18 protein-coding genes and 4 tRNA genes are annotated in these 24,409 nt (G+C 59.6%); 8 read left to right on the top strand and 14 right to left on the bottom strand.

All coding sequences use genetic code 11. From position 1 onward, the window contains the following. Positions 1–29: 29 nt before the first annotated feature. The 9 genes from QMX98_RS02985 to QMX98_RS02945 all read right to left on the bottom strand — a co-directional run bounded on the left by QMX98_RS02985 (position 30) and on the right by QMX98_RS02945 (position 13,917). On the bottom strand, positions 30–3,590 hold the full coding sequence (locus QMX98_RS02985; RefSeq protein WP_282410232.1) for a glycosyltransferase: 3,561 nt from the start codon (positions 3,588–3,590) through the stop codon (positions 30–32). A 95-nt stretch (positions 3,591–3,685) separates the two neighbouring features. Beyond that, complete coding sequence (locus tag QMX98_RS02980; RefSeq protein ID WP_282410231.1) at positions 3,686–5,251, bottom strand: flagellar hook-associated protein 3; 1,566 nt, start codon at positions 5,249–5,251, stop codon at positions 3,686–3,688. 13 nt (positions 5,252–5,264) lie between these two features. Next, a complete protein-coding gene (flgK, locus tag QMX98_RS02975; protein WP_282410230.1) occupies positions 5,265–7,325 on the bottom strand; it encodes a flagellar hook-associated protein FlgK in 2,061 nt (686 codons plus the stop codon). 23 nt (positions 7,326–7,348) lie between these two features. Next, on the bottom strand, positions 7,349–8,644 hold the full coding sequence (flgJ, locus tag QMX98_RS02970; protein ID WP_282410229.1) for a flagellar assembly peptidoglycan hydrolase FlgJ: 1,296 nt from the start codon (positions 8,642–8,644) through the stop codon (positions 7,349–7,351). Positions 8,645–8,655: 11 nt separating this feature from the next. Then, positions 8,656–9,744 carry a flagellar basal body P-ring protein FlgI gene (locus tag QMX98_RS02965; RefSeq protein ID WP_010457013.1) on the bottom strand — a complete coding sequence of 363 codons (1,089 nt, stop codon included), beginning with the start codon at positions 9,742–9,744 and terminating at the stop codon, positions 8,656–8,658. Positions 9,745–9,771: 27 nt separating this feature from the next. Beyond that, the gene (flgH, locus tag QMX98_RS02960; RefSeq protein WP_010457015.1) at positions 9,772–10,467 is read right to left on the bottom strand and encodes a flagellar basal body L-ring protein FlgH; all 696 of its coding nucleotides are present in this window, start codon (positions 10,465–10,467) and stop codon (positions 9,772–9,774) included. Positions 10,468–10,518: 51 nt separating this feature from the next. Further along, entirely contained in the window at positions 10,519–11,304 is a 786-nt protein-coding gene (flgG, locus tag QMX98_RS02955; RefSeq protein ID WP_010457017.1) for a flagellar basal-body rod protein FlgG, read from the bottom strand. A gap of 45 nt (positions 11,305–11,349) precedes the next feature. Further along, entirely contained in the window at positions 11,350–12,090 is a 741-nt protein-coding gene (locus QMX98_RS02950; RefSeq protein ID WP_010457018.1) for a flagellar basal body rod protein FlgF, read from the bottom strand. Between the two features lie 264 nt (positions 12,091–12,354). Beyond that, a complete protein-coding gene (locus QMX98_RS02945) occupies positions 12,355–13,917 on the bottom strand; it encodes a sigma-54-dependent phenylalanine hydroxylase transcriptional regulator PhhR (protein ID WP_010457020.1) in 1,563 nt (520 codons plus the stop codon). A gap of 383 nt (positions 13,918–14,300) precedes the next feature. On the opposite strand from QMX98_RS02945, the gene phhA reads away from it, so the two are divergent. The 3 genes from phhA (at position 14,301) to QMX98_RS02930 (ending at position 16,743) form a co-directional block, all read left to right on the top strand. Further along, positions 14,301–15,089 carry a phenylalanine 4-monooxygenase gene (gene phhA / locus QMX98_RS02940; protein ID WP_010457022.1) on the top strand — a complete coding sequence of 263 codons (789 nt, stop codon included), beginning with the start codon at positions 14,301–14,303 and terminating at the stop codon, positions 15,087–15,089. Positions 15,090–15,193: 104 nt separating this feature from the next. After that, positions 15,194–15,550: a 4a-hydroxytetrahydrobiopterin dehydratase gene (locus QMX98_RS02935; RefSeq protein WP_010457024.1), complete on the top strand. Its 357-nt coding sequence runs from the start codon at positions 15,194–15,196 to the stop codon at positions 15,548–15,550. After that, a complete protein-coding gene (locus tag QMX98_RS02930) occupies positions 15,547–16,743 on the top strand; it encodes an amino acid aminotransferase (protein ID WP_282410254.1) in 1,197 nt (398 codons plus the stop codon). The genes QMX98_RS02935 and QMX98_RS02930 overlap by 4 nt, the downstream gene beginning before the upstream one ends. A 245-nt stretch (positions 16,744–16,988) precedes the next feature. Here QMX98_RS02930 and QMX98_RS02925 read toward each other — a convergent pair whose 3' ends face one another. Beyond that, positions 16,989–17,978 carry a LysR family transcriptional regulator gene (locus QMX98_RS02925; RefSeq protein WP_010457027.1) on the bottom strand — a complete coding sequence of 330 codons (990 nt, stop codon included), beginning with the start codon at positions 17,976–17,978 and terminating at the stop codon, positions 16,989–16,991. An 88-nt stretch (positions 17,979–18,066) separates the two neighbouring features. Between QMX98_RS02925 and QMX98_RS02920 the strand changes: the two genes are divergently transcribed. From QMX98_RS02920 to QMX98_RS02905, 4 genes are all read left to right on the top strand, one after another. Next, a complete protein-coding gene (locus QMX98_RS02920; RefSeq protein WP_010457029.1) occupies positions 18,067–18,693 on the top strand; it encodes a hypothetical protein in 627 nt (208 codons plus the stop codon). A gap of 92 nt (positions 18,694–18,785) precedes the next feature. Further along, a complete protein-coding gene (locus tag QMX98_RS02915; protein WP_010457032.1) occupies positions 18,786–19,556 on the top strand; it encodes a 2OG-Fe(II) oxygenase in 771 nt (256 codons plus the stop codon). Between the two features lies 1 nt (position 19,557). After that, on the top strand, positions 19,558–20,196 hold the full coding sequence (locus QMX98_RS02910) for a LysE family transporter (RefSeq protein WP_077748608.1): 639 nt from the start codon (positions 19,558–19,560) through the stop codon (positions 20,194–20,196). A 198-nt stretch (positions 20,197–20,394) separates the two neighbouring features. Further along, positions 20,395–22,134: a dipeptidase gene (locus QMX98_RS02905; protein WP_282410228.1), complete on the top strand. Its 1,740-nt coding sequence runs from the start codon at positions 20,395–20,397 to the stop codon at positions 22,132–22,134. Between the two features lie 146 nt (positions 22,135–22,280). Here QMX98_RS02905 and QMX98_RS02900 read toward each other — a convergent pair. From QMX98_RS02900 to QMX98_RS02885, 4 genes are all read right to left on the bottom strand, one after another. Further along, positions 22,281–22,356, bottom strand: a tRNA-Gly gene (locus QMX98_RS02900). Between the two features lie 3 nt (positions 22,357–22,359). Beyond that, positions 22,360–22,435, bottom strand: a tRNA-Glu gene (locus tag QMX98_RS02895). Positions 22,436–22,540: 105 nt separating this feature from the next. Then, positions 22,541–22,616, bottom strand: a tRNA-Gly gene (locus QMX98_RS02890). A 3-nt stretch (positions 22,617–22,619) separates the two neighbouring features. Continuing rightward, positions 22,620–22,695: transfer RNA gene (locus QMX98_RS02885), tRNA-Glu, on the bottom strand. Between the two features lie 378 nt (positions 22,696–23,073). On the opposite strand from QMX98_RS02885, the gene QMX98_RS02880 reads away from it, so the two are divergent. After that, a complete protein-coding gene (locus QMX98_RS02880) occupies positions 23,074–23,844 on the top strand; it encodes a hypothetical protein (RefSeq protein WP_010457037.1) in 771 nt (256 codons plus the stop codon). Positions 23,845–24,409: the final 565 nt, after the last annotated feature.

The following is a 24,409-nucleotide window of genomic DNA, read 5'->3' as shown; positions in this document are numbered from 1 at the left end:
CTTTTGATGTTTAGAAGGTAATAACGGAATCAGTCCGGCAACCAGCCCCACAGCCAGTGCTGAAGGTTATCGCCCCGCAGCATGAAATCCCGATGAACCGCTTCACGCAGTTCATCGCCCATGCGGTAACTCGCGTCCGGATCGGCCAGGTGCATGCGGATCGCCTGCAGCCATTCGTCCGTGCTGTTGCTGTAGACCCTGGTGCACGGCAAATGGCCGCGATAAGCCTCGGTGTCAGTGCAGATCACCGGGTAGCCGCAGGCGCCGTACTCCAGCAAGCGCAGATTACTCTTGCAGTCGTTGAAGATGTGAAACTCCAGCGGCGCCAGCGCCAGATCGAGATTCAGGCTCGCCAGTTTGAACGGGTAACTCTGCAGGCTGATGGTCGAGTGGAACTCATGGATGTAAGGACGCAATTCGTCCGGGCACATGCCGAAGAACACCCACTCCACTTCATTCGCCAGTTCGCGAACCACGTCGGCAATGATCTCCAGGTCACCGGTGTGGCTGGCGCCGCCGCCCCAGCCGACCCGCGGCTTGCTGGAGGTACGACGATGGCTGGTCAGCGTCGCCCATGGTTCCGGCGACAGCATGTTCGGCACCACGCGAATATCGCTATGCATGCTCGACAAGGCATCAGCCAATGGCTGGGTGGTGACCACCACGCGGTCGCATAGACCGATGCCTTCACGCAACATTTGCTCGGTGTTGACCGGCATATTGCGGGCGAGGGCATTTTTCTTCGGCGAACTGACGATGTAATCGTCTAGCTCGAAAATCCGCAGTGCGCTGGAATACTTTTTCATCCGCAGAATATCGCCGGCAGAGCCTTCGCTGTAACGTCCTTGCAGGACAATGGTGTCCGGGGCCAGACGCTCGATCTCCATGATCGACGGCGACTCATGGGCCACCCGTGAGATCACTCGCCCAGCGGCTTCGAGTTCTGCCAGCGGAGCGATCACTCGGTAGTGACCGACGGCAGTGCTGTTGACCGGAAGACCGAGGACCAGTGGCAAGGAACGGGTGCAGAACGGGTTCCAGTTGTTACGTAGGGAAGGTTCCAAACTGAAGCTGGAAACCCCAAGGCTCAGTGCCGGGCTGTAGGCTGGATCCTTGGCGATCTTCGGCAACCATTTTCGATAGAAGTCTTCCTGTTCACGCTCGCACAGCTCCAGCGTCGGCCCCTCGCCTTCCGAGGCCAACACCACACTGGAATACGGCGTCCAGACAACCAGATAGCCGTTCTTGTTCGCCCGCAGGCACAAGTCGACATCGCCCAGCCCCTGGGTAAACGTCGTCTCATCAAGCTGCCCCAGACTGTCGAACACTTCCTTGCGAACCATCAGGCATTGGTCACTGACCGCACTCCAGTTCTGGGTCACGTGCAACCGCTGCATGTAGCCGCGAGAGTCGGCAGCCTCTCCGGCGAATGGCGAACCGACCGCCCCCGCCAACCCGAGGATCAACCCGGCGCTGACAATCGAACCCTGCGGACTGAGAATCCGGGCACCGACCACCCCCACTTCGGGACGCAGTGCGTGGTTGAGCAATTCGTCTAGCCAGTCGCTGTCGCAGATTACCGTCTGAGGACTGAGTAGCAGCAAATATTCGCCATGAGCCAGGCTAGCGGCAAAGTTGCGGATCGCTGCGTCGTTGGCATCACCAGCGTAACGCAGCACCCGCAGCATCGCGGCACCCAGCTGCGTCATGGCAGCCAACCAGTCGAGCATCGCCGGGTCGTCAGTGCCGCTGTCGACGATCAGAATTTCGTACTGGGTGTAAGCCGTGCGCTCGATCAAACCTTCGGTGCAACGCTGCAAGGCGTAAAGCGAATCACCGGTCTGGATGATGACCGATACCAGCGGGCGCGCCTCAGACCGGTAATCGATGCGATTGATCAGTGGCAATTTTTCGTGGCGGATAGTGTGCGCCACGCCGATACGGTCCAGATGCGCTCCGACCATGCCAGCGTTGTTTTCGATGACTTCGGGCAATGATAGCCAGTCGGCAAAGGCCAGGCTCGACTCCACCTGAATCTCGGCAATGTGCTCGATGGACTGCGGACCGACCTCTTCTACCAGACGCCACATCAGGTCATGGGGTGCCAGCTCGCCGTGAGCCGGGTCGAACCCACCCAGGGCCATGAAACGCTGACGTTCGAAGGCCAGGGCTCGGCCAACGTAGGGGTAGGCGCGCATCAGGTCAAGGTTGAAATCGGGCTTGAACACCGGGTCGATCGACTCGCCGTCGACCAGCGCACCCTCGTCGCTGTAGACACAGAAGATCCCCCCAGAACCAGCAATGCGCTCCGCCAGAATCAGCAGAGCGGATTCACGCAAGGTGTCGCCGGCCCGCAACAGGTAAAACCAGTGAGCACCTTCCAGTTGTGGGACCACTGCATTGAGCTGTTGCGCCCAGTTCGACTGGAACGGCAACTGAACGATTCGATCATCGGCATCACAGTGCGCATCGGACAGCACCACCACTGCCTGAGGCGCATACAGTTGAGCACTGATGCTCTGCAATGTCGCTTTCAACGTTGCGCTGTCGGCACCGCGGCCAATGACGATCGGCACGATCTGCGGGCGGAACGCCCAGCTGTCGATGCGCTGCGGCATGAGTCGCTGCTCGACTGTCGAGAACCTGCGAATCGCCAGCCATTCGCGATAGAAGTCGGCGTAACTCTCGCTCTCCCCACCCACTCGACCATCCACCACTGTGCTGCGGTTGCCGAGGATGCGCGTCACGTACAACTCTTCCCAGACGTGGGGTTGATTAATGACTTTGCCTAGGTCGATATAGCGAACCCAGCCCGATGCCGGCGCCGATTCACCACTGCGTACCGCGAGCATCTGCGCCAGCCAGCTCCACTCAAGCGCCGCAGCCTTGAGCATCTCAGGGGTCCGACTCAGTCGCTGCGCATACAGACGCTCGGTGCTCAGCACGGAGCCAAGCGACACCAGGTTACCGCGGCGCATCAGGCACACGAACAAGGCGAAATCGAGCATGGCGATGAACCCGGCGCCTTCCTGGATCAAGGCTGGCAACAGCTCCAGCACATCGGCGCGACGCATCAGGGCCGCGCTGAAGTTACCGAGAAAATTCTTGGGTGTGCCCTCGAAGATCGCCAGCATATCGTCGCCCTTGAGCAGCGCATCGCTCGGGCAAAAGCGGCAGTTGTCCACGCGCGACGGCAGCAGAAAATTGCCGGCATCGCTGAGCATGCGCAGGGCAAACACCAAATTGACATCGGGATGCTCGATCAGCACCTGGGCCTGCAAGGCAACGCTGGGCGCAAACAGACGGTCGTCGTCGCACAGCACTTTGATGAACTCGCCACGGGCTTCTTCTACACAGCGCAGAATATTCTTCTGAAACCCGAGACGTTGCGGATTACGCAGGTAGCGAACCGGATGAGCCGGCTTGGCGAAGCCCTCCACAATGTTGCGGATGTCATCGTCGAGCGAGTCATCGCAGATGACGATTTCAACATGCTCGTAGGTCTGAGCGAGTGCACTCATCAGCGCCTGGCTGAAGAAGCGCGAATTGTAGGCGGGAATGACGATACTGACGAGGGGGTGTTGATTCACGGCGGAAAACTCTCGAGCGGCGGGCCTCTACCCTTTCAGGCAGAGGCCCCGGAACCGCTTACAAAAAGACGGTTGGCAGCTCGGCAGGCGCTGGCTCAGACCTTGTTGAACAGGCCCAACTGAGCGATCTTGCTGAAGGCCAGTTGCGAGGCCTGCAACATGGTTTGTTGCAAGGTCAGACGGGTCATCACTTCAGCCGGATCGGAATCGCGGATTGACGATTGGGTCTGGGCATTAGCCAGCGTCAGGCTCTGGTTGGTATCGTTCTGGGTCTCCAGAGCAGCACCGCGACCACCCACCGAACTCAAGGCGCTGGACAGCTGATCGGTGCCGCTGGCCAGGTTGGCAATACCGGAAGCCAGTGACGCTTGCAGCTTTTGAGTAGCGATCGGGTCACCATTGGTTGGTGTATTCAGAGCGGTTTTCAGTTGGCTCACGGTGTCCAGGATGTTCTGGGTTTCGTGAGTGTTGACCGCGATGCTGAATTGATCGTTGGCAGCCGGCGCACCGCTCAACGTGAAACTCACACCCGATGCAGTGGCGACGCTACCGGCCATGGTTCCGCTAGACACAGGCTTACTGCTGGCCGTCAAAGGCGCCGCATACAGGTCGAAGGCGGTGGCGCTGGTGAACTTGAGGATCGCCGAACCGGTAGGGAAACTGGCGTGGTAATCCGCCGGGTTGGTGATGCTGCTGGTGGTGACCTGCGCCGCCGAAGGGTTGCCCGGGCTGCCGGTTGCACTGAAGGTGTCCGGCTTGGCCGCCAGGGTAAACGTGTGGCCAGGCAGCACGGTCGCCGCCGTATCGCCGGCACTCAGGTTGATGTTCAGGGTCAGCTCGATGCCACGGAAAGTGACGGCCTGGCCGGTCTTGCTGGCAGGGTCGAACGCACCGCCCTGACTGGCTTCGGCAGTCACGTCGTTGCCGCCCGAGTCAGTGATTTTCAGCTGGGTGCCGCTGACGAAGTCCACGGTATACGGCTCGCCGCTGCGGAATTTGGCGTTGTAGGTGACGTTCGACGACACCTGGCCGTTGGACAGGGTCACGCGGCCGTCATCCACGACCGGCGCGGTCCGGGTAACCTCGCTACGGCTGGTGTTGATCGCCTGCTGGAACGCTTCCCAACCGGTGCTGTTGGTGGCCATCGACATGGTGTCGCCGATCGCCAGGTCAAGCGTCACCTGGTCGCCGTTGTAGCTGTAGGTACCATCGTTGTTACGCGTGAACGGAATTGTATCGCCCTTGGAACCGGCGAAGATGTATTTGCCGTTCTCGTCCTTGCTATTCATCAGGCTCAGCAACTGCTCTTCGATCTGCCCCAACTCCGATGCGTTGGCCTGGCGATCGGCATCGGTGTAACCGGCGTTGCCGGCGCCCACAGCCAATTCCTTGGCGCGCTGCAGCACGCTATTTATGCTGGTCATCACCGCTTCGGTCGTGCCCAGGGTCGCCTTGATGGTCGTGGTATTGGCCTTGTACTGATCAAGCATCGACGCCTGTTGACCCAACTGCAGCAGACGCGAGGCGCCAACCGGATCATCGGCGGCGGTGTTGACGCGAACCAGGCTGCTGGCCTCTTCGCTGCTTTTGACTACGTTGGCGAAATTTTTCTGGTAGTTCGCAGCAGAGGACTCGTAAAACTGGGCGGTAGAAATGCGCATGGGCTACGACTCCTTAAAGACTGTTGATCAGTGTGCTGAAGATTTCCTGCGCAGCCTTGATGATCTGCGAAGACGCGGTGTAGTACTGCTGATATTTGACTAGGTTGCCGGTTTCCTCATCGAGGTCGACACCCGACAGCGAATCGCGAGCGCCCTTGGCGTTGGCCAGGATAGCGGTGGTCGCGGCACTGTCGAGCTTGCCTTGCGCGGCCTTGGCGCCGACGCCTTCGACCAGTTTGCCGTAGGCGTCGGTCAGGGAAATGCCTTTACTGGCCGAACCGGTATCCACGGTCTGCTTGGTCTGCAAGCCGGCCAGTGCGGTACCGTTACGGTTGTCCAGCGTACCCGGTTGACTGAGCGTGACGTTAATTGCACTGCCTTGACCTGGCGAACCGGCCACGGTCATATCAAAGGTCGCCGTACGCTGCACGGCGGGTGGCCCCGGATCCATGATCGCGGCGCCGCTGGCGTCGACCAGTGGAATGCTCAGGCTGAGCGTATTGTTCTGGCCCGGCACAATGGTGCCGCTGCTGAGTGCATTGCCTTTGGCATCGAGCAATTGGTAAGTCTGGGTGGTGCCACCGCCGGCACCGAAAACCACTTTGACCGGAGTCGAATTCTGCAGCCCGTTCTGAATGGCCAGAGTGGTCGCCGAGTCATACATATCAAACTGCGTGGTCAGGGTCGGTTGACCACTGGCCGGGATCGTCAAGGTGCCGCTACCGCCCGGTGCGATGGACGCGCTCAACGGTGCCGCGATGGCCAGACGCTTGCTGTCGGTCATCTCGGTCTTGATGTTCGCCGCCGCGTTGCGGGTCGGCGTGATCTTGAACGTGTCGCCCGCCGCGGCGGTGCCGCCGGAAAGCTTCAGCGAGAAACCGTCGATTACCGGCGGCGGCGTGGTCAGGGTGCTGAAAGCGCCCATGGACGTGCCATCTGGCAGACGCGACACGGTGTAGTTGGTGCCGCTGGTGAAGGTGACCTTGTAATCGTTGATGGTCAGCTTGCCGCTGTCTTCGATACTCACATCAAAGTTACCCGAGCCGGCACTGTTGCCGACCGTGGCAACGCTGCGCTGGGCCATCTGCGCGGCACTGTTGATGCTGTTGAACAGGTTCGAGCCGAACTCACCGTTCTTGTCGATGCCCTGGGCCTGAATGGTGTTCATCTGATCGGCAACGACCAGGGCCACGCGCCCCAGTTCGTTCATCGCCGGGTCCAGTACGGTGCTGCGATAGCGCAGCAAACCACCCATTTCACCACCGGTCATCACCGACGTGATGTCAACGGTGCTACCGGCGCGATTGAGCTGAATGCCCATGCGCGAAGGGTCGTTCAGGCTTGACGCCACGGACAGGGTGCTGGCGGTGCCGCCGATGACCAGCGGCTGGCCGCTGCCCAGATAAACGTCAAGGTTACCGTCGCGTTCGATGACCTGCGCACCGGTGAAGGTGGAGAGCTGACGCACGGTTTCGTTACGCGCATCGAGCAGCTCGTTCGGCATGCCGCCGGATTTGGAAATCTCGGAAATCTTCTGGTTCAACTGCGCCACGGTGGCGGCCAGTTTGTTGACCTGGTCGGCCATGTCCGCCAGGTTGCCGTTGACGTTGGCGTTCTGCTGCGTCAACTGGCTGGAGATCGAGTTGAAACGATTGCTCAAGGCCTGGGCATCGCTGAGCAGCAGCTGGCGCGACGCGTCATCACCCGGCTTGGCGTTGACGTTCTGCACCGAGGCGAAGAACTTGGTCAGGGCGCCGTTGAGGCCGGTGCCGCTGTCCGAGAGCAAGGCGTCGAGCGGGCTGATCTGCCCGGCATACGCAGCCGCATCGCTGTTGAGCGAGGTGGTGGTCTGCAGTTGCGCATCGAGGTAGCTGTTGTAGACGCGACGCACATCGGCCAGGGTCGTACCGGTGCCGATGTAGACATTGCCGAACTGATTCGAGGCTTTGGTGCCCTGCACGGTTTGCTGGCGTGAATAACCGGCGGTGTCGGCGTTGGCAATGTTATTGCCGGTAGTCATCAACGAGGATTGGCTAGCAGCCAGACCCGACATCCCGATATTGAGCAAACTCATGGTTCAGACCTTATGCCTTGTGCCTATAGAGGCGTAGTAGAAGCGCCCGCCGCAGCGTAGTTTTGGTAACTCGTCATCTGCTTGGCTATCTGCGAAATCTTGCTTGCGTAGGCCGGGTCTGTCGCATACCCGGCTTTCTGCAGCTCGCGTACAAACTGTTCTGGGTTATCGGCAGACTTCAGAACATCTTGATAGCGATTATTGGTTTGCAGCAAAGTCACCAGGTCATGGAAGCTGTCTTTGTAAGAATCGTAGGAGCGGAACTCTGCCGTCTCCTTGACCATCTCGCCATTCCTGAATTCGCTGGTGATCGCTCGCGCCGATTCACCCTTCCAACTGCTGCTGGCCTTGATGCCAAACAGGTTGTGACTGCTGCTGCCATCCTGGGCACGCATGACCGATTTGCCCCAACCGGTTTCCAGGGCCGCCTGGGCCACCAGGTAACGCGGATCGACGCCGATACGGTCGGCGGCTTCCTTGGCCATCGGCAGCATGGTGTTGACGAATTCGTCGGCGGAACTGAAGGCTTTCTTCGGTGGTGCCAGCGGAATCTGCGCCATCGCACGGCCGTAAACCTGCAGACGTCCGCTCGACTTGTTATCGGTTGGCGAGGGCAGCCAGTCGCCATTGAACAGCGGGCCGGCACGGGTCACGACCGGAGTCGCGGCGCGCTCAGGCAGCAAGGCTTTGTTCGGGGTTGTAGCGGCAGTCGTTGCCGAAGGCACCAGGCCGGCGAGCAAGCGGTCGGCCAGTTTCGGCGGCAAAGCCAGACGGCGCTGATTGATCAGCTCCATGTCATTGTGATGCGTGCCCTCGCCTGTTGGCGCTTTCACCGAACGCGAGGCCCACAACGGACGCTGACCATTGAGCCGCGACAGCGGACCGTCTGAGGCCGCAGTGCCTGCGGCAACCGGTGTTGGCACGGCCGCTTTCGCCGCTTCCTGCTTGGCGGCGGACGCGGCTGCGGCCTCGCCCGGCGCCAGCGGTTTGTTCTTCGACATCTGGCGCATCAGCACGTCCGCCAGACCGATACCGCCGCCCTCGCGGGACATGGAAACGGCCAACTGCTGGTCGTACATTTCCTGGTATTGCTTGGCCGCCGGCGTGTTGAGCGGATTGTCCTTGCCCAGCGCATCGGTGGCCGAGCGCATCGACTTGAGCATTTCACCGAGGAACAGCGACTCGAATTCCTGCGCCACTTTGCGCATGTTCGCGTCACTGTCCTTGTCGCCGACCTTGAGCTGGTTCAAACGATTCAAGTCCGAATAGGAGCCCGAATCGTTGCTGCTGACACCCAGGCCGCCCTTGCGCATATCCATGGTCGCTGTCCTCAGATCACAATCAGGTCGGCTTGCAACGCGCCAGCCTGTTTCAATGCTTCGAGGATCGCCATCAAGTCACCCGGTGCCGCGCCGACCTGGTTCACCGCACGCACAATTTCGTCGAGGGTGGTGCCCGGGCCGAACTTGAACATCGGCTTGGCTTCTTGCTGAGCGTTGACCCGCGAGCGCGGCACGACGGCGGTCTGGCCATTGGACAGAGGGCCGGGCTGGCTGACAATCGGGTCTTCGGTGATGGTCACCGTCAGGCTGCCGTGAGTCACGGCGGCCGGTGAAACCTTGACGTTCTGGCCGATCACGATGGTGCCGGTGCGCGAGTTGATGATGACTTTCGCCACCGCCTGACCCGGGTCGACTTCAAGGTTTTCGATGATCGACAGATAGTCGACGCGCTGACTTGGATCGAGCGGCGCGCTGACCCGAATCGAACCGCCGTCGATGGCCTGGGCAACGCCAGGGCCGAGCATGTCGTTGATCTTGTCGACGATGCGCTTGGCGGTGGTGAAGTCCGAACGGTTGAGGTTCAGGGTCAGGCTGTTGCCCTGGTTGAAACCGCTCGGCACCGAACGCTCCACCGATGCACCGCCCGGGATACGACCGGCCGACGGAACGTTGACGGTGATCTTCGAACCGTCGCGGCCTTCGGCATCAAAACCGCCGACCACCAGGTTGCCTTGGGCGATTGCATAGACGTTGCCGTCGATACCTTTGAGGGGTGTCAGCAGCAAGGTGCCGCCGCGCAGGCTCTTGGAGTTGCCGATGGACGAAACGGTGATGTCGACCTGCTGACCCGGCTTGGCGAACGCCGGCAGATCAGCACTGATCGACACGGCGGCGACGTTCTTCAACTGCACGTTGCCCGAACCCGGCGGCACCTTGATGCCGAACTGCGAGAGCATGTTGTTGAAGGTCTGCAGAGTGAACGGGGTTTGCGTCGTCTGGTCGCCGGTGCCGTTAAGCCCGACCACCAGGCCGTAGCCGATCAATTGGTTGGAACGAACGCCGGAAATACTGGCGATATCCTTCAGCCGCTCGGCTTGCGCGTTGAACGCAGCCGAGAGCATCAGGGCAGCCACCATCAGGTGTTTAAGATTCAACGTGGCCACCTAGAAAGGGAACAGCGGGCTGAGGAAGAAACGGTCGAACCAGCCTGGCTGACTCGCATCGGCAAACGCACCGGTGCCCGAGTAGGTGATGCGTGCATCGGCGACGCGGGTCGACGACACGGTGTTGTCGGTGGAGATGTCATCGGCGCGCACCATGCCGGCAATCCGCACCAGCTCATCGCCGGTGTTGAGCGTCAGCCATTTCTCGCCGCGCACGGCGATGATGCCGTTGGGCAGCACGTCGGCGACGGTCACGGTGATCGAGCCGGTCAGGCTGTTGCTCTGCCCGGATTTGCTGTCGCCCTTGGTCGCACGGTCGCCTTCGTAGCCAACGTCCAGGCTCAGGCTACCGCTGCCCACAGGGTCGCTGGTGCTCAGGCCACCGCCAAAGAACGAGCTCAGGCCGATGTCGGTCTTGCTGTTCTTGCCGATTTGCGAGTTGGCGTTCTTGCTGGCCTGGGTGCGCTCGTTCAGGGTGATGGTGATGATGTCACCGACCCGGAACGCCTTGCGGTCGCTGTACAGGTTCTGTTCAAAGCCGGCCTGATAGATCGAGCCGTTATTGGCGGCAGCCGGCAACGGCGTGCGCGGCAACACCGGGGCGTAGTAAGGGTCATTGGGCTTGGGTGGCGGAGCGACGCAGCCCGCGAGCACGACGACCCCACTCAGTGCCAGAACAGATACAAAGCGATTCATGACCCTACCTCACGGTGTTGCAGACGACCTCATGGCCGCCTCATAGACTGATTACAGATTCTGCGTTACGAACGAGAGCATCTGGTCGGCGGTGGAGATCACCTTGGAGTTCATCTCGTAAGCGCGCTGAGTGGTGATCATGTTGACCATCTCTTCAACGGTGCTGACGTTGGACGTTTCCAGGGTGTTCTGCAGCGTGGTACCGAAACCGTTCAGGCCCGGGGTGCCGACTTGCGGCGCGCCGCTGGCAGCGGTTTCCAGGAACAGGTTGTTACCCACGGCTTGCAGGCCGGCCGGGTTGATGAAATCGGCGGTTTGCAGGTTGCCGATCACCTGGCTGGCCGGGTTACCCGGAACGGTGACCGACACGGTGCCGTCGCGACCGACCGTGAAGGTCTGCGCGTCGTTCGGAATGACGATGGCCGGCTCCAGGGCGAAGCCGCTGGCATTGACGATCTGGCCGTTGGAATCGAGGTGGAACGTGCCGTCACGGGTGTAGGACGTGGTGCCGTCCGGCTGCAGAATCTGGAAGAAACCACGACCATCGACGGCCAGGTCCAGCGGCTGCTCAGTGGTTTGCAGGCTGCCGGCGGTGAAGTTTTTCTGGGTGCCGACGATGCGCACACCGGTACCCACTTGCAGACCCGACGGCAGTTCGCTGTCCTGGGTCGACTGGGCGCCTGGCTGGCGCTTGATCTGATAGAGCAAGTCCTGGAACTCGGCACGGTCACGTTTGAAACCCGTGGTCGACACGTTGGCCAGGTTGTTGGAAATGGTCGTCAGGTTGGTGTCCTGGGCGGACAGACCTGTTTTGGCAACCCATAGAGCCGGAAGCATTCGATTCTCCTCGTGCGCCTGTTTTACGGCGCGACGTTCTGATAATTAGCTGATCTGCAAGACCCGAGCCATGGCCTGGTCATCGTCTTTGGCGGTGTTCATCATCTTGATGTGCAGCTCGAACTGCTTCGACAAAGCCAGCACCGAGGTCATCTCTTCCACGGCGTTGACGTTGCTCGACTCAAGGAACCCGGACACCAGTTTGACGCCTGCATCGGCTTGCGCCGGCTTGCCGTCCTTGGTGTGGATCGAACCATCCAGGCCTTTGGTCATGTTCTTCAGGTCAGGGTTGACCAGCTTGATACGGTCGACTTCAGCCATCACACGCGGGCCTTCGCCCATCGCACGGATGCTGATGGTGCCGTCTTCGCCGACTTCGATCTGCTGCTCGGGCGGCACGGCGATCGGTCCGCCATTGCCCATCACCGGCATACCGTTGCCGGCACGCAGCACGCCCAGGGCGTCCACGTTCAGGCTGCCGGTGCGCACGTAGCTTTCAGCGCCATCGGGGGTCTGCACGGCGATCCAGCCGTTGCCTTGCACCGCAACGTCGAGGTCGCGACCGGTTTCAACCAGCGAACCTGGTGAGAAGTCGGTGGCCGGACGCTCGGTCATGGCAAACGCACGCGCCGGAAAGCTGTCACCAAACACCGGCATCGAACGGGCCTGTTCCAGGTCCTTCTGAAAACCGTTGGTAGAGATGTTTGCCAGGTTGTTGGCATGAGCCTTCTGCGCCAGTGCATTCTGGCTGGCGCCGGTCATTGCCACATAAAGGTACTTGTCCACACTCTTTCCTCTGCATGCCGGACGTTTGCCGCCCACCGCTGTACTGTTGAGCGATAAGCAATTTACAGACCAACTTTTTTCTGGCGGTGCGAGGCCCGGCAAACAAAGGACTTGAGGGGTTTTGCGGGGATTGGGGAAATGTATCGGAGACGAAAAACCGGCGGTGTTATGCCGGTTGGTGGCAAGTGCTGGCCTTTGCAGCCAACAGGATCCCCTGCGGCGAGGGAGCTTGCTCCCTCGCCACAAAGTTGTCATTGCTTCAGCTTAAGCGTCGGGGTCTTTGCCGACTTCATACTCACGCAACTTGTTGGCAATGGTCGTATGCGAAACCCCCAACCGCTTGCCCAGCTGCCGACTGCTCGGATGCTCGGAATACAACCGCTCCAGCACCGCTTTCTCAAAGCGCCCGACGATCGCATCCAGCCCGCCTTCGAGGGAGAAATCGCCAAGCGGCTGACGCACGCCGTAATCCGGCAAGCGAATGTGCTCGGCCTTCACGGTCCCGCCTTCGCACAACGAAACCGCCTGGAACAACACGTTTTCCAATTGCCGGACGTTGCCCGGCCAATGGTAATGACTGAGCCGCTCCATCGCCGCTGGCGCCAGCTTCGGCAGCGGGCAACCGATCTGACGACTGGCCTGGTCGAGGAAGTGCTCCACCAACGGCGTCAAACCATCGAGGCATTCACGCAGCGGCGGAATGTGCAGTGAGAGCACGTTCAAGCGGTGATACAAATCCTGGCGAAACTCGCCCCGCGCGCATAACTCGGACAAGTCCACCTGCGTCGCGCAGATCACCCGCACATCCAGATAGACCTCTTCATCACTGCCCACACGACGGAAGCAACCGTCCTGCAAGAAGCGCAGCAATTTCACCTGCAAGCGCGGGCTCATTTCCCCGACGCCATCGAGAAACAACGTACCGCCCGCCGTCAGCTCCAGCAGCCCAAGCTTGCCTTCGGCACGCGCGCCTTCGAAGGCGCCGGGGCCGTAGCCGAACAATTCGGTCTCGGCCATCGACTCCGGTAAACCGGCGCAGTTGAGCGCCATCAACGGCGACTGCCCGCGTGGGCTGGCAAGGTGGCAGGCGCGGGCCAGCAATTCTTTACCCGTGCCGGTTTCGCCTTCTATCAATAGCGGTGCATCCAGTGGCGCCATGCGCCGCGCTTCGCGGACCACCGCGGCCATGACTTTCGAGCTTTGGAAGATGCTGTCGAACCCGCGCAGTTCCTGCTTGCGGACGTTGTAGATGCGCTCCCCCACCCGATCAGCGCGGTGCAGCGTCAGGACTGCACCGGCCATGGCTTCGCTGTCGTCATGCTCGGATTGCAGCGGTGCGATGTCAGCGAGGAACACATCGCCCTTGACCTTGACCCGCAGCCCGTTGATGCGCGACTTGTTGGCACGCACCAGTTCCGGCAAATCAAAATCCTCGGCGTAACGCGACAGCGGAATCCCCGGCACCTCATCTACCCGCACCCCGAGCAACTGCGCCGCTGCACGGTTGGCCGCCACGATGGAGCCGCCCATGTCGATCGACAACACCGGAAACTCCAGGGCGCCGAGCAAGGCATTGAGCTCCATGTGCCGACGCTCGCTGGGCATCAGCCCTACACGCTTGACGCCAAATACCCCGGCAATCGACTCGAATTTCGGACGCAACGCCTGGAACTGAATATTGATCAGGTTCGGGCAGTGCAGGTAGATCGCATTGCCATGCTCACCGCCGACCTCGCCGCGAGCGACGTTGATTCCGTACTCGACCAGCAAGTTGAGAATGTCGCGCAGGATGCCGATGCGGTTCTGGCAGTGGACTTTGATACGCATATAAAGGCCCAAGAAAAACGGTCAATAGGTTGGATGCCCGAGGTACAACCCTGTGGGAGCGAGCCTGCTCGCGAATGCGTCGGTGCACTCGGCATTGATGTGTCAGGCAGAACGCTTTCGCGAGCAGGCTCTCTCCCACAGGGTATTTTGTTGCTGGCACGCTCAGATAGCCGTCAAGATTATGTGACAGGCGCAACGCTTTTCAAACCCGAAAAACTCAATACCTGCGCCACTGCGATCCATTCGTAACGAAATCTTTACGAAAACTGGAGAACTTTCCTACGCGCGGCACGATTCACCTACTGCAACGCGGCACGCCTTGGAGTATTTCTAAGTCCATAGCAGCACATAACAAGAATGAAATCCCCTAGCAGGAGAGCAGCATGAAGCAGACGCAGTACGTGGCTCGCGAGCCCGATGCGCAAGGTTTTATCGACTACCCCGCTGAAGAACATGCGGTGTGGAACACGCTGATTACTCGCCAACTGAAAGTGATCGAGGGGCGTGCGTGCCAGGAATATCTGGACGGTATCGAAAAACTCGGTCTGCCCCACGACCGCATTCCGCAACTTGGTGAAATCAACAAAGTCCTCGGTGAAACCACCGGTTGGCAAGTGGCCCGGGTGCCGGCGCTGATCCCCTTCCAGACCTTTTTCGAATTGCTGGCCAACAAGCAGTTTCCGGTGGCGACCTTTATTCGGACCCGCGAAGAGCTGGATTACCTGCAAGAGCCGGATATTTTCCACGAGATCTTCGGCCACTGTCCGCTGCTGACCAACCCTTGGTTCGCGGAATTCACCCACACCTACGGCAAGCTTGGCCTACAGGCCACCAAGGAAGAACGCGTGTACCTCGCGCGTCTCTACTGGATGACCATCGAGTTCGGCCTGGTCGATACACCAGAAGGCCTGCGCATTTACGGCGGCGGCATTCTCTCCTCGCCGAAAGAAACCGTTTACTGCCTGTCGGACGAACCTGAGCATCAGGCCTTCGATCCGCTGGAATGCATGCGCACGCCTTACCGCATCGACATCCTGCAGCCGCTGTACTTTGTCCTGCCGAACCTCAAGCGTCTGTTTGATGTGGCTCATGAAGACATCATGGCCATGGTCAAGCAAGGCATGCAGCTCGGTTTGCACGCGCCTAAATTTCCACCCAAAAAAGCCGCGTGATCCGCAGCTTTTAGAATCAAGTGAGCCTGTCAGGACACGACGCTTTGCTATAGCGTGGTGAAACTGACGGCCGATTTCCAATCATTCGATTTCAGGAACCCATCATGTCCACATTGAATCAAGCCCATTGCGAAGCCTGCCGCGCCGATGCCCCTCAGGTCAGCGACGAAGAATTGCCGATCCTGATCAAGCAGATCCCGGACTGGAACATCGAAGTGCGCGACAGCGTGATGCAACTGGAAAAAGTGTTCCTGTTCAAGAATTTCAAGCACGCCCTTGCATTCACCAACGCAGTCGGTGAAATCTCCGAGGCCGAAGGCCACCACCCTGGCCTGCTCACCGAGTGGGGCAAAGTCACCGTGACCTGGTGGAGCCACTCCATCAAGGGTCTGCACCGCAACGACTTCATCATGGCCGCGCGCACTGACGAAGTGGCCAAGAACGCCGAGGGCCGCAAATAATGCATTTCGACGCCATCGGTCGAGTACCCGGCGACCCGATTCTCGGCTTGATGGAAGCCTATGCGCAGGACCCGAACCCGCGCAAATTCGACCTTGGCGTGGGCGTCTATAAAGATGCCCAGGGCCTGACGCCGATTCCCCAGTCCGTGAAGCTTGCCGAGCAGCGCCTGGTGGATCGCCAGACCACCAAAACCTACATCGGTGGTCACGGCGAACCGGCGTTCGGCAAGGCGATCAGCGAGCTGGTACTTGGCGCCGACTCCCCATTGATCGCCGAACAACGGGCCGGCGCCACCCAGACACCGGGCGGCACTGGTGCGCTGCGCTTGAGCGCCGACTTCATCGCCCAGTGCCTGCCGGGCCGTGGCGTGTGGCTGAGCAACCCGACCTGGCCGATCCACGAAACCATCTTCGCGGCGGCCGGGGTCAAGGTCAGTCATTACCCCTACGTCGGCAGCGACAACCGCCTCGACGTTGAAGCCATGCTGGCAGTGCTCAAAGACGCGCCGAAGGGCGATGTGGTGTTGCTGCACGCCTGCTGCCACAACCCGACCGGTTTCGATCTGTCCCATGACGATTGGCGCCGCGTGCTGGACGTGGTGCGCAGCCGCGATCTGGTGCCGTTGATTGACTTCGCCTACCAGGGCTTCGGCGATGGCCTGGAACAGGATGCGTGGTCGACCCGGCTGTTCGCGGCCGAGTTGCCGGAGGTGCTGATCACCAGTTCCTGCTCGAAAAACTTCGGGCTGTACCGCGATCGCACGGGGGCGCTGATTGTCTGTGCGAAAACCGCTGAGAAGCTGCTGGATATCCGCAGCCAACTGGCAAACATCGCCCGCAATCTGTGGTCGACGCCGCCGGATCATGGCGCTGCCGTGGTCGCGACGATTCTTGGCGATCCCGAGTTGAAAAGCCTCTGGGCCGACGAAGTGGAAGCCATGCGTTTGCGCATCGCCCAATTGCGCAGCGGCCTGATGGAAGCGCTTGAACCCCATGGTTTGCGTGAGCGTTTTGCGCATATCGGTGTGCAACGCGGGATGTTTTCCTACACCGGCTTGTCGCCGGAGCAAGTGAAACAGCTTCGTGATCATCACAGCGTGTACATGGTCGGCACCGGCCGTGCGAACGTGGCCGGGATCGATGCAACCCGCCTTGATCTACTGGCCGAGGCCATCGCCGAAGTCTGCAAGTAACCTCAAGCCCTGCACATTCCCACCTGTGGGAGCGGCGGTGCGGCGATCCGACTTGCTCGCGAAAGCGCTGTGTCAGGCGACATAGATGTCGGCTGACACTCCCTCTTCGCGAGCAGGCTCGTTCTCACATTTGTTTTGCTGACCCTTCCAACGAACCAATCGCTGAAGTTGCGCCCGGCCGCGTCAGCGGCGAGAGGTCTGCAACCTCACCAGAGTGGGAGCGAGCCTGCTCGCGAAGGGGCCAGTCAGAGCAATCCATCACTCTCGGGCAACTCATACTCCGCCGCAACCTTCCCAGCCCTCCCCGGCTTGCTCAGGGTCGGCTCCTTCTCCAGGCACTCCACCAGATAATCAATAAGCACCCGCAATTTCGGCGGCAAATAGCGCGTCGGCGAATGCAGCAACCAGGCGCCGCCATGGTAGGACGCGAGGAAGGTCCAGTCCGGCAGCACCTGCACAATCAACCCTTGCTCCAGCGCATAACGCGCCGTGAAATACGGCAGACTGCCAATCCCGATGTGCTGCAACACCGCCCCCAGCCGCACGCCTGTGTGATTCGCCGCATACCGACCGCGCACACCGACCGTCACAGCCTTGCTGCCTTTCTTGAATTTCCAGCGCGCATCGCTCGGGGTTTCACCCAGGTAGATACAGCTGTGGTTGAGCAAGTCGTGGGGGTGCGTCGGCGTGCCATGTTCGGCGAGGTATTGCGGTGTAGCGCAGAGCAAATGGTCGATGGTGAGCAATTGCCGCCCGACCAACCCTGCGGGCGGTCGATCGGTAATCCGAATCGCCAGATCAACGTTGTCGTCGATCAGATCCACCTGCCTATCCTCAAGCAACAACTCCACATCCACTTTGGGATAACGGCGCAGAAATTCCGGCATATGCGGGTGAATCACAAATCGACCGACCGCCTTGGGCACGCTGACCCGAACCAGCCCTTCCGCTTCATGGGTGAACTGCCCGCTGATTTCCATCACGGACTTGGCCGCACTGACCATTTCCTGGCAACGCTTGAACACCTCTTCGCCACCGTCGCTCAAGCGCAGCTTGCGCGTGGTTCGCTGCAGCAGACGCGTGGCCAACGCTTTTTCCAGACGCGAAATACTGCGACTCACCGCCGAGGGTGAAGAACCCATCTGACGAGCCGCTTCGGAAAAGCTGCCGGTCTCGACAACCTTGACGAAAATCGCCATTTCACCCAGTAACGGCAGTGGAAGATTTATGCTCACAGCGCAACAGTCCTTTGATGTTTGAACGGATTATCACGCAATTCCACGATTCATATAATAAAAAGAAACTTTAATGAGGACATGGAATATGACGCTTCGCCTCTTTTTCCATAGTGATGACCTCAAGGCCAATGTGGAAGTCCTGGATTGCACGCCCCAGGAAAACGAGTTTGCGGTGGTGCTGCGCGCCACGTTGTTTCACCCCCAGGGTGGCGGCCAGCCTTTCGATACCGGCTGGATCGGCGAAAGCCAGGTGCTGCGCGTGGTCCAGGACCCGGACCGAATCATTCATTTTGTCGACCGGCCAATAAAACCCGGCATGACCCAGATCAGGATTGACGAGCAACGCCGCCGGTTCAATTCGCGCATGCATTCGGCCGGCCACCTGATCGGCCATTTTGTCCAGGCACTGGGCTGGATGCCGGTCAAGGCTCATCACTGGCCGGGCGAAGGACGCGTGCAATTCAAACCGCTGGAGTCGGCAAAAGAGATGGATGCCGAGATGATTCAGCACGGCATCGAGCAATGGGTCGCCCATGACCTTCCGCGCCTGACATCGATGCGCGAAGGCGCCCGGGAAATTGGTTTCGGTGAGCTGCCCGCCTACGGCTGCGGCGGCACCCATGTACGTAGCCTGAAGGATTTGGGCACGGTCACGATCGCTTCCCTTTCACTGAAAAAGGGAATGCTGTCAGTCCACTACAGCGTGGATTGAGCTTTCGGCGATGTCGTCCCCGGCATCGCCCGACGCCCGGGGGAGCCCGCATTCGCGGGTTCTGTTGACTATCTAATAGATGGACCTAAGACATGATGCTTGACGTCGAGCGTCTCGATGAGACGTGCATAAAAAAACTGGCCAATGAAGAAGTCCTCGCCATCCGCGTCAAAGGCCTGCTGCCCCAGCCGCTGGCGATTCAGATTGGCGACAAGATCCTCGCCCCGGGTTTTGAAGGCTATATCAATGCGCCGAGCATCGGTCGCATCGGCATGGCGTTTTATGAGGCGGAAAATCAGCCGCTGCTGATCGAAGATTATTTCGAGCATGCCTCGCGCAACATCGCGGAATTACGCAAACGTTGCGCGCCCTACTCGTCCCCGGTCGACACCTTGCGCTGCATGCTCGATGAGTCCTGGCCGGCGGGTGCGCACCTGGAAAATCTCTACGGCCGCAAGATGTATGTCGGCCTGTCCCGCGTGGTGAAACCAGGGGTGTGCTTCCTGGCCCATCACGACATTTTCGCCAAGGATGCCCCCGACAGTTACCAGGCCAGAAGCCTGGAAGCGCAGTTCGCCTGCAACGTTTACCTGAACATGCCCTCCGAGGGTGGCGCCTTGCAGATGTGGGACCACGATATTTCTCCGGATCAATTCGACGAGATGCGTGGCGACAGCTACGGCATCGACCCGGCCTTGCTCGGCACGCCGGCCCTGGAGATTCGTCCTGAGCCGGGTGATTTCATCATGTTCAATTCGCGCTGCATGCACTCGGTAACACCCGGCGTGGCGGATCCGCGATTGAGCCTTTCGTTCTTTGTCGGCTATCGCGGCAATGCTTCACCCCTTACTTTCTGGAGTTGAAATGCTTTCGAATTACCTGGGCGAGTTCCTTGCGCTGGCGACTATTCACTTTCTGGCTGTGGTCGCACCTGGACCGGACTTCGCTGTCACCATCCGTCAAAGTGTGCGTTTCGGCCGGTTGGTCGGGATCTGCACGGCCCTGGGCATCGGTGCGGGGATTTCCGTGCACGTGCTCTACACCCTGCTCGGGGTCGGCGCGTTGATGCATACGACGCCCTGGTTACTGACGGTGGCCAAGGTGGTGGGCGGCGTTTACATTTTGTACCTCGGTGTCAGCCTGCTACGCAGTAAACCCAAATCCGCGCTTGAGGGGGACAAAGTCGCCAACGAGCCCGTCGTCGAACAAACACTGTTGAAGGCGTTCACCACCGGCTTTTTGACCAACGCGACCAACCCCAAGGCAACGCTGTTTTTCCTGGCAATTTTCACCACGCTCATCAGCGCTACGACACCCTTGAAGATCCAGGCGCTGTATGGGGCCTGGATGTGTTTTGTGAACGCGCTGTGGTTCGTGATCGTCGCGCTGTTCTTTTCCAGCGCCCGGGTGCGATTGCTGTTCATGCGCATGGGGCATTGGTTCGAACGCACCATGGGGGTGATTCTGATCCTGTTCGCCGGGCGTTTGATTCTCTCGATGTAAGAGCGCCTCAAACGCAAAAGGCCCGCTCAGTCTGACTGACGGGCCTTTTTCGTTTCTGCGCCGCTTTTGCATTTCTGTGCGACAGATCCCACATCAGGGACTCCCGTAACACTCCGTTACAGTGTTAGCTTGGAACCGTTTCTGTCTCATCGATCAGAAACTTCTCACTCCACTGCCTGCAAAGGAATGCCAACAGCAATGAATTTCTCACTCAAGCACCTGGCTGCGTCAACCCTGATACTGGCCAGCCTTTCGTCGTTCACCCTGACAGCGCAGGCCAACATCACCCCGCAACAGAGTGCGGCGATCCTCAAGACGTTCAGTGACACCTCCGTAACGGATTTCAGGCAATTCCTGGGAGGCCTGGCCAAGAGCGACCTCGGCAAAACCGACAATCTCGGCTCCGCCATCAGCGCCTTCCTCGACAACAAGACCCTCACTCCAGACCAGCAAAACGAAATCCATCGCCTGCTTGGTCTCTACGCACGGGTGAAATACGGTGCCGCCGCTACCGAGACCCTGCGCGAGCTGGTGGCTATCCCGACCTTCCGCGTCGAGGGCGTTGATCAACACGACAATCCCGAATTCATCAAGATCGCCGACAAGATCAAGGGCCTCGCCCAGGCGTTCAACCTGAACTTCCGCAACATTGACAACCGCGTCTATGAAATATCCCTTGAGGGCAGCGGCGACGAAGTCGTGGGCATTCATGCGCATGCCGATGTGGTGCCCGTAACGCCGGAGAACTGGGTTCTGAAAGACGGCACCAAACTTGATCCGTTCAAGGTCACCCTGATCGGCGACCGCATGTATGGCCGGGGCACCGAAGATGACAAGAACGGTATCGTGGTAGCGCTTTATGCGATGAAGGTCATCAAGGAAGAGAAGCTGCCGCTGGCGCGCAATTTCAAGCTGCTGGTCGATACCACCGAAGAAACCACCGGCGACGCCATCCCTTATTACTTCGAACACAACCCGACACCCAACTACAACCTGGCGCTGGATGGCGGCTACCCGGTAGTGATTGCGGAGAAAGGCTACGGCACCGTGATGGCGAACTTTGCCAAACGCAAGGCTGAGGGCAAGGGCGCCGAGATCATCTCGATGACCGGTGGCATGGCCACCAACCAGATCCCGTCGACATCGGTCGTCACCCTTTTGAGTGAGAAGCCCGTCGAGTTGGCCGCCAGCCTGCAGAAGGCCGGCGCCGAATATGCCAAAAGCAATGGCGGCAACTTCGACGTCACTGCCAAAGTTGATGGCAAGGATGTCAAATTGACGGTCACCGGCGTTTCCGCCCACTCCTCCGAGCCCGAATCCGGCATCAACCCGGTGTCGAGAATGCTGGGCTTCATCAATAGCCTCGACGGCAAGGTTGCGCTCAAGCACAACCACATCACCGACGCCGCCCGCTACGCCGCCGACAACTGGGGCCTGGATTACCTGGGAGGCAAATTGGGGGTCGGTTTTTCCGATGCTTTCATGGGACCGCTGACCGCTTCCCTGACCTATGTCGGGATGGACGATAAAGCCTTCAAGCTCGCGGTCAACCTGCGCGTGCCGAAGGGCAAGTCGCCGGAAACGCTCAAGTCTGAAATCGCCGATAAGCTTGATGCCTGGAGCAAAAAGACCCACGTCGCGGTGGCCTTCGACTACTCGATCGCCGAGCCGATGTACCGCAACCCTGAAGGTAAATGGGTCAAGGCCTTGCTCGCCGTGGCCAGCGAAAACCTGGGCATGGAACACAAGTACGGCACCTCTGCGGGCGCCACTTCGGTCCATGAACTGCCCAATGGCGTGCAATTCGGCCTGGCCAGGCCCGAGGTCAAGTACACCGGCCACACCGACAACGAGTTCAAGACGGTCGACCAGTTCCTGCTGGACCTGCAGATCGTGACGGAAATGATGGGGCGGATCGGGCAGTTGCCGAAACTCTGATCGCCTTTTCGGACCCGCTGTTGTGGCTGGTCCGACGCGTTGATCATCTTGATGCCGGCACTGACAAAAAAGGACCGTCGGTCCTTTTTATAAATGACACACAAACAAAAACGCCGCTCATTGCTGAGCGGCGTTTTTGTTGAATATGGAGCGGGAAACGAGACTCGAACTCGCGACCCCGACCTTGGCAAGGTCGTGCTCTACCAACTGAGCTATTCCCGCAAATGGCGTCCCCTAGGGGACTCGAACCCCTGTTACCGCCGTGAAAGGGCGGTGTCCTAGGCCACTAGACGAAGGGGACACGCTAACTGAAACACATGGTGTGTATTTCAGTGCCCAAATCCGCATCCGAAGATGTCGGCTCTGGCTTCACTCAGCCCTGCCCGAAAGCAACGCTGCTTAAAATTGGAGCGGGAAACGAGACTCGAACTCGCGACCCCGACCTTGGCAAGGTCGTGCTCTACCAACTGAGCTATTCCCGCATATGGCGTCCCCTAGGGGACTCGAACCCCTGTTACCGCCGTGAAAGGGCGGTGTCCTAGGCCACTAGACGAAGGGGACACACGTACAACATTCACTCCCTACCGCGTTTCGCTGTGTGCTTTACGCTGTAAGTGGCGCGCATTCTATGGATGGATTGAGGGGTCGTCAACCCCCAGATATAAATTTATTTAAATCAATGACTTCGCCCCGCTTTCAGCCGGGATTCCGGCTTTTGCGCCTGCTGACCTTTGGCGACTATATTCTGATAACCACCAAGACGTTATAGTCCGTCGCTGAAGATGATGGCAATCTGAACCACGATTGCCAGTATTTATATAAGTCGAACCCCGGCCGATATAAAGATAGCCACAACCGATTCAACTCGTCGAGCGGTCCTATGCGCCCAAATGCCAAGCCACTACACTCGATCGCGAACCCTATAAAGAGGTCTTACCGGTGACACCACTCATGATCACCCTGCTAGTCGTAGCCGGGATCGCACTATTGATCGCCATTGGCTACATGAACCATGTGGTGGAAAACAACAAGCTGGAAAAGGCCCGTACCAAGGTTGAACTCAACGACCGCCTGCGTCGCTGCGGCGAAATCACCGAGACCTTCCCCGGCCAGCTGATGACACCTGGCCTCAAGCTGCTGCTGACCCGCCTGGAACTCAATGTCTGCAAGCGTTTGCTCAACCTGGAAAAAACCAGTTCCAACCTCAGGGCCCGGATTACCGAACTCGAAGCCCTGGTCGCGCAAGGCGAATCGATCCCGGTCAACAACCCGCCGGCACCGATCCAGACCGAGGCCAAGGCCAAGGACGTGCGTTTCCTGCTCGAAGCCCTGCACGGCCAAATCACCCGCGCCGCACAGGATGGCTTCCTGCCGACCAACGAAGCCAAGCGCTGGATCCGCGAAGTGCGCCACATTCTGGTCCTGCTGCACATCGAGTTCTTCAATAACCTGGGCCAGCAATGCCTGCAACAAAACCAGCCAGGCCAGGCCCGCCTCGCCTTCGAGCGCGGTGTGCAATACCTGCGTAAACAGCAGGAACCACAGATCTACGCCGAACAGCTCGAATACCTGGAAAAACTCCTGGCGCGAGCCAACGCCATGGTGATGGACAACATCGCGGCCGTTGAAAGCGAGACCAACCAGTTGAACGCCGGCCTCAAAGAAGTTGAAGCGGATGCGGACTGGAAGAAGAAAGTGATCTACGACTGATCGGAAGAATCAAGGAAGCCACCGCGAGGTGGCTTTTTTTTGGACTGGGTTTGGCGAGTGAGTACTGCCGGTCAAGATGGGTTGGCGGCGAGGTCGTCATCGCTGGCAAGCCAGCTCCCACAGGGTTAGGTGTTTACCTGCAAGTCAGTGGTCGGCTGTCAGGCCGCCTTCGCGGGCAAGCCTCGCTCCTACAAGGGGTTCGCTGTACACGCTTCGCTCTTCACCACTCATCAGGCCGAGCGTTAGCTCGCCTGCAGCTTGGCCGTCATCGCAGGCAAGCCAGCTCCCACAGGTTAGGTGTTCACCTGCAAGTCATTGGTCGGCTGTCAGGCCGCCTTCGCGGGCAAGCCTCGCTCCTACAAGGGGTTCGCTGTACACGCTTCGCTCTTCACCACTCATTAGGCCGAGCGTTAGCTCGCCTGCTTTTGATCTTGATCCACCCGCCCCTTTCGGGAGGCTGAGTGGAGGTGTTCATCCGGGGAGTGGCGCGCAGCGCCGTTCGACGCAGTCGAACACGCTGCATGTAGGTCGTCGCGAAGCAGACCGGAGGGCAGTGTCCCCGGAT

It is taken from the genome of Pseudomonas sp. PS02303 (genome assembly GCF_029959925.1).
GTDB lineage: Bacteria > Pseudomonadota > Gammaproteobacteria > Pseudomonadales > Pseudomonadaceae > Aquipseudomonas > Aquipseudomonas mandelii.
The sequence above is the reverse complement of the archived record's forward strand: the minus strand, read 5'-3'. Positions and strand labels throughout refer to the sequence as shown.

Bases quoted from the DNA above. Each gene is read 5' to 3' on its own strand.
- QMX98_RS02980 (WP_282410231.1), bottom strand. From the start codon at position 5,251: ATGCGCATTTCTACCGCCCAGTTTTACGAGTCCTCTGCTGCGAACTAC.
- flgK (WP_282410230.1), bottom strand. From the start codon at position 7,325: ATGAGTTTGCTCAATATCGGGATGTCGGGTCTGGCTGCTAGCCAATCC.
- flgJ (WP_282410229.1), bottom strand. From the start codon at position 8,644: ATGGATATGCGCAAGGGCGGCCTGGGTGTCAGCAGCAACGATTCGGGC.
- QMX98_RS02965 (WP_010457013.1), bottom strand. From the start codon at position 9,744: ATGGTGGCTGCCCTGATGCTCTCGGCTGCGTTCAACGCGCAAGCCGAG.
- flgH (WP_010457015.1), bottom strand. From the start codon at position 10,467: ATGAATCGCTTTGTATCTGTTCTGGCACTGAGTGGGGTCGTCGTGCTC.
- flgG (WP_010457017.1), bottom strand. From the start codon at position 11,304: ATGCTTCCGGCTCTATGGGTTGCCAAAACAGGTCTGTCCGCCCAGGAC.
- QMX98_RS02945 (WP_010457020.1), bottom strand. From the start codon at position 13,917: ATGCGTATCAAAGTCCACTGCCAGAACCGCATCGGCATCCTGCGCGAC.
- phhA (WP_010457022.1), top strand. From the start codon at position 14,301: ATGAAGCAGACGCAGTACGTGGCTCGCGAGCCCGATGCGCAAGGTTTT.
- QMX98_RS02935 (WP_010457024.1), top strand. From the start codon at position 15,194: ATGTCCACATTGAATCAAGCCCATTGCGAAGCCTGCCGCGCCGATGCC.
- QMX98_RS02920 (WP_010457029.1), top strand. From the start codon at position 18,067: ATGACGCTTCGCCTCTTTTTCCATAGTGATGACCTCAAGGCCAATGTG.
- QMX98_RS02915 (WP_010457032.1), top strand. From the start codon at position 18,786: ATGATGCTTGACGTCGAGCGTCTCGATGAGACGTGCATAAAAAAACTG.
- QMX98_RS02910 (WP_077748608.1), top strand. From the start codon at position 19,558: ATGCTTTCGAATTACCTGGGCGAGTTCCTTGCGCTGGCGACTATTCAC.
- QMX98_RS02905 (WP_282410228.1), top strand. From the start codon at position 20,395: ATGAATTTCTCACTCAAGCACCTGGCTGCGTCAACCCTGATACTGGCC.